This is a genomic window from Dyella sp. S184, from assembly GCF_009766065.1.
Classification (GTDB): domain Bacteria; phylum Pseudomonadota; class Gammaproteobacteria; order Xanthomonadales; family Rhodanobacteraceae; genus Rhodanobacter.
The window spans coordinates 3,093-5,234 of the sequence record NZ_LMUE01000016.1; the positions used below are offsets into that span (position 1 = coordinate 3,093).

Here is a 2,142-nt window from a genome sequence, read left to right on the forward strand (position 1 = left end):
TCAGCGTTAGGCCATGAAGACCAAAGCAATCCTTGACCCTGAGACTATTGCGGCGTGGCAGCTAGCGGCCGCAGGCTCTCAGCAAAAATTCAAATTGGTATTCGCTTCTCTTTTCATGGCTCTCCTTTGTCTTGGCTTCGGAATTTTCCTTCACAACATTTACGTTTTTGGCCTCTTCTTCGTCATAGCGTTCATCGCGCTAGCGGCCAATGCAGCAATTCGCCTCAACCTTGCGTGCCCTCACTGCGCTCAGTGCCCCCTAACTCCGTTTGTCTTAAGTTCGCCAACTACCATCGAGTTTTGCCCGCATTGCTTTTACTGGTTAAAGTCACCGTGGTAGGCATCCGGTCGCCTAACCACTCGTTCAAGGCGGACGCCTCCGGCGCCGCTTAACTCCAGCGTTAGATTTTATGAGCCTCGATGCACAAGGAAAGTCAATGCTAGGGCACTTTCGCGAATGGCTCGGCGACTTCAGGATGGTTATAAACCGACGTGTCGGTGGCCAAAAGATTCCGACTTTCAGAGAAAGCATCCCAAACTTCGCGCCCCTTGCATTGCTCGTCTGGCTCTTTGCGGGCCATGAAATTTATCAGCGTGCTGCAATTTCGCTACACGGCACCGTAGTCTCATCCGAGACCAGTTGTGTTCAGCCCTACAACAATCGGTGCGACACTACGTACGTTGTAGAAGCGCAAGATCAAACGCGCTCCACTTATGTAGCTGGCCCAACTGACGAATCTTTAGAAAGGCGCTTGCCTGTTGGCACTCTTATCCACAAAGACAAGTGGTCGCTCGCATACTCGGTCAACGGCCGAAGAATCAGCGACTTTCCGGTTGTATTCTACGGGGGTCTAATGGTGTTTGGCCTTCTATGTGCATTGTTCGGGCGCCCCTCGACCAAGAAGCAAATCTAACAATTCGTTCAAGGCGGACGGCTTCGCCGCCGCTTAACTCCAGCGTTAGGCCTCAATGAGAAACTTCGCTCGTATATTGGCTTTGTTGTATGCGGTCGTCGTTGGCCTGGCGGCCCTTTGGGCTTGGTACATCGATGTGACGCTGCTTCATGCAGGGCACGAGCACATGCTTCCTGACATTCTGTTGTTGATCGTGTCGCTGCCGACGTCCAACACACTCGATTTCTTCTACCAGCGTTCGCCGGCATTTTTTGCAGCGCCGTTCGCGCAGCTGACATGGCTAACGGCTTGCGGTGCTTTCCAGACAGCTATGCTTTACTTACTTGCCGCGCTCGTACCAAAGGCGCGCAGTGCGGCCTAACATCTCGTTCAAGGCGGACGGCTTTGCCGCCGCTTAACTCAAGCGTTAGGCCGCAAGCATGCCCTTAAAGAATCCCATCATCTTCACGATTTTGGTGCTTGTTGTGCTGCTTGGTGCAGGCGTCGCCACGTACGTTTATGGCCTACCTTTGTTGCAGGGTTCCCAGCTAGGTTGCCAAGGTGGCGGCGTCAGATCATTTGGCTGCTCCACATCATTTGGTACATTCATGATCTGGGTTACGGTCGTGGCTGGCTTGGCAATCGGTATCATCTGGAGCAAATTTGGTCGGCAGTAAATGCCAACTCGGCACTCGCCAGGTCTCGTGTTGCGGCCTAACATTTCGTTCAAGGCGGACGGCTTCGCCGCCGCTTAACTCAAGCGTTAGGCGCCTAATGAGCCTCGTCGTCATTGCACAGCCATGGTCCGAGTCAGAGCTCTCCGTCATGCTTTGTACTCTCGAAGCACATCGCATTCCTGCGTTTGTACAGGGCGCTGGTTTTGGCTCTCTCAAACCTGGGCCACAGATCGATTTTTACAATGCTCGTCGCATCATGGTCTCCAGCTCATTGGCCGCCGAGGCTCGTCAAGCGCTGGAAGTCTTCACGCGTCAGGACGAGCCTGCTACGTTCCGTCGGCCAAGTATTCTTAACGTGGTTCGCGCCATCGTTGAGCTTATTTTTTTCGGGTGGTTTGTTCCAGGCAACCGGCGTCGCGTGGCAGCGGCGCCTAACCCGTCGTCCAAGCGGACGCGCGAAAAGCCGCGCGCCGCTTAACTCCAGCGTTAGGCCCCGTAAGAGCATCGGTCGACCGACTAATAAAGCACCACAGGAAAACCTCGAAATCTGGCACTCCTATGGGAAACAGACG

Annotated in this window: 2 protein-coding genes; both read left to right on the forward strand. The window is 54.1% G+C overall.

The features are described from left to right. The first annotated feature begins 969 nt into the window (after positions 1-969). The gene (locus GSQ75_RS17655; protein WP_158756204.1) at positions 970-1,275 is read left to right on the forward strand and encodes a hypothetical protein; all 306 of its coding nucleotides are present in this window, start codon (positions 970-972) and stop codon (positions 1,273-1,275) included. 392 nt (positions 1,276-1,667) lie between these two features. After that, positions 1,668-2,048 carry a hypothetical protein gene (locus GSQ75_RS17660; protein WP_158756205.1) on the forward strand — a complete coding sequence of 127 codons (381 nt, stop codon included), beginning with the start codon at positions 1,668-1,670 and terminating at the stop codon, positions 2,046-2,048. Positions 2,049-2,142 lie beyond the last annotated feature (94 nt).